The organism is Bradyrhizobium sp. (genome assembly GCF_030697065.1).
Classification (GTDB): domain Bacteria; phylum Pseudomonadota; class Alphaproteobacteria; order Rhizobiales; family Xanthobacteraceae; genus Bradyrhizobium.
Window position 1 is genome coordinate 38660 of sequence record NZ_JAUYQU010000084.1, and the last position, 6347, is coordinate 45006.

Below are 6347 nucleotides of genomic sequence, written 5' to 3' on the forward strand. Positions count from 1 at the left end.
CTACGCCGCCGCGCGCTTGCCCAGCCCGAACGCATCCGCCAGCAGGCTGTAAGATTTCTTCCGCGCGTCGTGATCGTAGACCGCGGTGATGATCATCAACTCATCGGCCTTGCTTGCCGCAATCATCGGCTGAAGCTTCTGCATCACCGTCGCCGGGCTGCCCACGAACAGCCGCGAGCGGTTGCGGGCGATCGAGGCGCGCTCGCTGTCGGTGTAAGGATAGGCCAGCGCCTCCTCGACCGATGGCAGCGGCAGATACTGGCCGCGGTCGCGGCGCAGCCGGTTGAGGTCCATCGACGAGGCCAGCCGGTCCGCTTCGGCATCGGTTTCGGCGGATACGACGGCGACCGCCAAAATGCCGTGCGGCGTCGCGCGCCAGCCCGAGGGCGTGAAGCGGTTATGGTAGTTGGTCATGGCGTCAACCGCGTCATGCGAGGCGAAATGATGTGCGAAGGCAAAGCCCATCCCGACCTGCGCCGCCAGTTCCGACGAGTAATCGCTGGAGCCGAGCAGCCAGATCGGCGGCAGCGGGCTGTCGTCCGGCATCGCCACCACATTGTTGTAGGGATGGCCGGGCGGAAAGCCGCGGGTCTCCCACAGGATCAATTCCTGCAGCCGCTCCAGAAAATCGTCGCCGTCGCGGCGGTCGAGCCGGCTGCGCAGCGCATGCGCGGTGGCGCCGTCGGTGCCGGGCGCGCGGCCGAGGCCGAGATCGATCCGGCCGGGAAACAGCGCCTCCAGCATCTTGAAGCGCTCGGCCACCACCAGCGGCGCATGATTCGGCAACATCACGCCGCCGGAGCCGACCCGGATGTGTCGGGTCACCGCCGCGATCTGCCCGATCATCAGATCGGGCGCGGGGCTCGCCACCGAGGCGAGGTTGTGATGTTCGGCCAGCCAGTAGCGGACATAGCCAAGTCCGTCGGCATGGCGCGCCAGATCGATGCTGTTGCGCAGCGCCGCGGCGGGCTTTGTGCCCGTTGTGACGACCGATAGGTCGAGGATCGAGAGCGGAATCATGGCGGTAAGCTAGTGTGCATTGTCGCGGGCACAAAGGGCCTCCGCGCGCAGATCAGGCGCGCTCCGAAGGGCAGCGGCGATGGCTGGCGGAAGACGGATAGTGGGACGATGTATCGTATTTCGACGCATTTCCATTCTGCCCACATTGATCGTCAATTGGAATGGAAATCGGCACACGCGAACTATATAATTGTTTTAATTGAATTAATTCTTATTACCAATTTCTGATCGACAACATTCCACTTTTCACAGCTCGCCCACTGGATGTTAAACAAGCCATAAAATTCACACCCCACGCAAGAATTGGGCAATTTCCCACTATCGATGGGCTGTTGGAATATTCCTGTTTGCCCTATTTTAGCGTCTCGGCAGCTAAGTCTGTCCCAACGCTTTGAGTGGAGTCTGTGCTGCCATGACCGAGGTTACGCCGCCTGCGCATGACGGGCACCGCGCGCTCAAATCGCCCGCGATCTCGTTCGAGTTCTTCCCGCCGAAAACCGAGGAGATGGAGAAGAGCCTGTGGGAGACCATCAAGCGTCTGGCGCCGCTGTCGCCGAGCTTCGTCTCCGTGACCTACGGGGCCGGCGGATCGACCCGCGAACGCACCCATTCCACCATCGCCCGCATCCTGGCTGAAACAGACCTGCTGCCGGCAGCGCATCTGACCTGCGTCGGGGCGGCGCGCGGCGAGATCGACGAGATCGTCGGCCGCTATCACGAGGTCGGCGTCCGCCACATCGTCGCCCTGCGCGGCGATCCGCCCGGCGGCATCGGCACCATTTATTCGACGCATCCCGACGGCTACCAGACCTCGACCGAACTCGTGGCCGGCATCAAGAAGCGGCATGGCGATATCGAGATTTCGGTTTCCGCCTATCCCGAGAAGCATCCGGAAAGCCGCGACTTCGACGCCGACATCGATGTGCTCCAGGCCAAGGTCGACGCCGGCGCGACCCGCGCCATCACCCAGGTGTTCTTCGACAACGACCTCTATTTCCGCTACCTCGACCGCGTCCGCGCCCGCGGCATCACGATTCCGATCGTGCCGGGCATCATGCCGATGCACAATTTCAAGCAGGCGCGCAATTTCGTCACCCGCGCCGGCACGTCGGTGCCGGACTGGCTGGCGGAAAAATTCGAGGGCCTCGACGACGATTCCGAGACGCGCAAACTGGTGGCCGCCACGGTCGCGGCGGGCCAGGTGCAGAAGCTGGCCAAGCACGGCGTCGATACCTTTCACTTCTACACCATGAACCGCGCGGACCTCGTGTTCGCGATCAGCCATTTGCTCGGTATTCGCCCGCAGGGCGCCCAGAAAGCCGCTTGATCAATGACCTCTCCTGTTTCCGACAAGCGGACCGCCTTGCTCGCGGCCGCCCGCGAGCGCATCCTGGTACTGGACGGCGCCATGGGCACCATGATCCAGGGCCTCGACTATGACGAGGCCGCGTTTCGCGGCGTGCGTTTTGCGGATTTCCACCGCGACGTCAGGGGCAACAACGACCTGTTGATCCTGACCCAGCCGCAGGCGATCGAGGATATCCACGCCGAATATCTGCGCGCCGGCGCCGACATCGTCGCCACCAACACGTTCTCCTCGACCTCGATCGCGCAGGCCGATTACGACCTCTCCGGCATCGCCTATGAGATGAATCTGGAAGGCGCGAGGCTGGCGCGCAATGCCGCGATCCGTGTTACCGCCGAAGACGGCAGGCCGCGCTTCGTCGCCGGCGCCATCGGCCCGACCAACCGCACCGCCTCGATCTCGCCTGATGTGTCCAGCCCCGGCTCCCGCGCGGTAACGTTCGACGATCTGCGAACCGCCTATGGCGAGCAGATCAACGGCCTGCTCGACGGCGGCGCCGATCTGCTGCTGGTCGAGACCATCTTCGATACGCTGAACGCCAAGGCGGCGCTCTATGCGATCGCTGAAATTGCCGAGGCCCGCGGCATCGACGTGCCCGTGATGATCTCGGGCACCATCACCGACAAGTCCGGCCGCCTGCTGTCCGGCCAGTTGCCGGAGGCGTTCTGGAATTCGGTGCGGCACGCCCGCCCCATCACCATCGGCTTCAACTGCGCGCTCGGCGCCGAGGACCTGCGCGCCCATATCGCCGACATCGGCCGCGTCGCAGATACGCTGGTCTGCGCCTATCCCAATGCCGGCCTGCCCAATGAATTCGGCCAGTACGACGAGAGCCCGGAATTCATGGCCGGGCTGATCGGCGAATTCGCCGCCTCCGGCCTCGTCAACATCGTCGGCGGCTGCTGTGGCACCACGCCCGACCATATCGCGGCGATCGCCGCCGCGGTGGCGCCGCACAAGCCGCGCGCGATCCCCGTGATCGAGCCGCGGCTGCGGCTCTCCGGTCTCGAGCCCTTCGAGCTGACCCCCGCGATCCCGTTCGTTAACGTCGGCGAGCGCACCAACGTCACCGGCTCGGCCAAATTCCGCAAGCTGATCACGGCGGGTGACTACACCGCCGCGCTGCAAGTGGCGCGCGACCAGGTCGAGAACGGCGCCCAGATCATCGACGTCAACATGGACGAGGGCCTGCTGGATTCCGAAGCCGCGATGGTGACGTTCCTCAACCTCGTCGCCGCCGAGCCGGACATCGCCCGCGTCCCCGTGATGGTGGATTCCTCGAAATTCACCGTGATCGAGGCCGGCCTGAAATGCGTGCAGGGCAAGCCGGTGGTGAACTCGATCTCGATGAAGGAAGGCGAGGAAAAGTTCATCCACGAGGCCCGGATCGCGCGGCGCCATGGCGCCGCCGTGGTGGTGATGGCGTTCGATGAGGTCGGCCAGGCCGACACCTTTGCGCGCAAGACCGAGATCTGCAAGCGCGCCTACGACATCCTGGTCGGGCAGCTCGACTTCCCGCCGGAAGACATCATCTTCGACCCCAACATTTTCGCGATCGCGACCGGGCTCGAAGAGCACAACAATTACGGTGTCGACTTCATCGAGGCGACGCGCTGGATCCGGCAGAACCTGCCGCATGCCCATATTTCCGGCGGCGTCTCCAATTTGTCGTTCTCGTTCCGCGGCAACGAGCCGGTGCGCGAGGCGATGCATTCGGTGTTCCTGTATCACGCCATCAAGGCCGGCATGGACATGGGCATCGTCAATGCCGGGCAGATGATCGTCTATGACGACATCGATCCCGAACTGCGCCAGACCTGCGAGGACGTCATTCTCAACCGCGATCCCGGCGCGTCGGAACGGCTGCTGCAACTGGCGGAGAAATTCCGCGGCCAAGAGAAGCAGACCAGGGAGCAGGACCTGGCCTGGCGCGAATGGCCGGTCGAGAAGCGGCTCAGCCACGCGCTGGTGCACGGCATCACCGAATATATCGAGGCCGACACCGAGGCCGCGCGGTTGACGGTCGAGCGCCCGCTGCATGTGATCGAAGGCCCGCTGATGGCCGGCATGAACATCGTCGGCGACCTGTTCGGCGACGGCAAGATGTTCCTGCCGCAGGTGGTGAAGTCGGCGCGGGTGATGAAGCAGGCGGTGGCCTATCTGATGCCGTTTATGGAGCAGGAGAAGGCGGACAATCTCGCCAACGGCATCGCCGGCGACGGCCGCAACTCCGCCGGCAAGATCGTGCTCGCCACCGTCAAGGGCGACGTCCACGACATCGGCAAGAACATCGTCGGCATCGTGCTGCAGTGTAACAACTTCGAGGTCATCGACCTCGGCGTCATGGTGCCGGCTTCGAAGATCATCGAGACCGCGAAGGCGGAAGGCGCCGATATCATCGGGCTGTCGGGCCTGATCACGCCGTCGCTGGATGAAATGAGCTTTCTGGCCGGCGAACTGGAGCGCCAGGGCATGACCGTGCCGCTGCTGATCGGCGGCGCCACCACCAGCCGGGTCCATACCGCCGTCAAGATCGATCCGAATTACCGCGGCGGCCCGGTGGTGCATGTCAACGACGCCAGCCGCGCCGTCGGCGTCGCCTCCTCGCTGCTGTCGCCCGAACGGCGCGAAGCCTATGCCGCCGAAGTCCGCGCCGACTATGCCAGGATTTCCGCGGCGCATTTCCGCGCGCAGGCCGACAAGAAGCGGCTGAAGCTGGCGGACGCGCGCGCCAACGCGCAGGCGATCGATTTTACCAGGGCGCCGCCGAAGAAGCCGGCGTTTCTCGGCATCCGGAGCTTTGCCGATTACGACCTCGCCGAACTCGCCGATTACATCGACTGGACGCCGTTCTTCCAGACCTGGGAACTGACCGGGCGGTTTCCGGCCATCCTCGACGATCCCAAGGTCGGCGAGGTCGCGCGCTCGCTGTATGACGACGCCCGCAAGATGCTCGATCTGATCGTGAAGGAGAACTGGTTCAAGGCGCAGGCCACCATCGGCTTCTGGCCGGCCAATGCCGAGGGCGACGATATCGCTGTTTACGCCGACGACAGCCGCACGGAGCAAATCGCGACGTTCCACACGCTGCGCCAGCAGCTGGAGAAGCGCGAGGGCCGTTTCAACTCGGCGCTGTCGGACTTTATCGCGCCGGCGTCCAGCGGCGTGCCGGACTATATCGGCGCCTTCGTGGTCACCGCCGGGATCGGCGAGGACGTGATCGCCGACCGTTTCAAGAACGCCAATGACGATTACTCCTCGATCCTGTGCAAGGCGCTGGCGGACCGGCTCGCCGAAGCCTTTGCCGAGCGCATGCATGCCCGGGTGCGCCGCGAATTCTGGGGTTATGCGCCCGACGAGACGCTGGCACCGGATCAACTCATCCTGGAACAATACCAGGGCATCCGCCCGGCGCCCGGCTATCCCGCGCAGCCCGACCACACCGAGAAAGCGACCTTGTTCGCGCTGCTCGATGCCGAGAAGACGGCGGGCGTGCATCTGACCGAGAGCTATGCGATGTGGCCGGGCTCGTCGGTGTCGGGGCTCTATTTCAGCCATCCCGAGAGCTTTTACTTCGGGGTCGGCAAAATCGAGCGCGACCAGGTCGAGGACTATGCGTCGCGAAAGGGCTGGAGCGTGGCGGAGGCCGAGCGCTGGCTGGCGCCGGTGCTGAACTACATTCCGACCCAGGACCGCTCCGAACAGGACCGTCGCCTGCGCGAGGCGATGCCGACGCTGGCGCCGGCCACGGCCGAGCCCGCCAACGACGTGGCCTCGCATCCCCCCGGCTGCAACTGCGCGGTGCATCTGGCGTATCGCAAGAAGGCGGCGCGGGCTTAGCTCTCGCTCTTACCCTCCCCTGTGTTCAGACCGGGGACAAGGTGGACAGGTGTTCGGAGACATCGTGGACAGTTTCGGAGGGGATCGCGACGGGACCCGTCGTTCACTGCGCGAGGTCAGC

3 protein-coding genes are annotated in these 6347 nt (G+C 64.7%); 2 read left to right on the forward strand and 1 reads right to left on the reverse strand.

The genetic code is table 11. The features are described 5' to 3' along the window. Window positions 1-1020 carry an LLM class flavin-dependent oxidoreductase gene (locus tag Q8R73_RS05605; protein ID WP_305718541.1) on the reverse strand — a complete coding sequence of 340 codons (1020 nt, stop codon included), beginning with the start codon at window positions 1018-1020 and terminating at the stop codon, window positions 1-3. A 412-nt stretch (window positions 1021-1432) separates the two neighbouring features. Here Q8R73_RS05605 and metF point away from each other — a divergent pair, with 412 nt between their 5' ends. Both metF and metH read left to right on the forward strand, forming a co-directional pair. Further along, window positions 1433-2347 carry a methylenetetrahydrofolate reductase [NAD(P)H] gene (metF, locus tag Q8R73_RS05610; RefSeq protein WP_305718542.1) on the forward strand — a complete coding sequence of 305 codons (915 nt, stop codon included), beginning with the start codon at window positions 1433-1435 and terminating at the stop codon, window positions 2345-2347. 3 nt (window positions 2348-2350) lie between these two features. Then, complete coding sequence (gene metH / locus Q8R73_RS05615) at window positions 2351-6226, forward strand: methionine synthase (RefSeq protein ID WP_305718543.1); 3876 nt, start codon at window positions 2351-2353, stop codon at window positions 6224-6226. Window positions 6227-6347 lie beyond the last annotated feature (121 nt).

Bases quoted from the DNA above. Each gene is read 5' to 3' on its own strand.
- metH (WP_305718543.1), top strand. From the start codon at position 2,351: ATGACCTCTCCTGTTTCCGACAAGCGGACCGCCTTGCTCGCGGCCGCC.
- metF (WP_305718542.1), top strand. From the start codon at position 1,433: ATGACCGAGGTTACGCCGCCTGCGCATGACGGGCACCGCGCGCTCAAA.
- Q8R73_RS05605 (WP_305718541.1), bottom strand. From the start codon at position 1,020: ATGATTCCGCTCTCGATCCTCGACCTATCGGTCGTCACAACGGGCACA.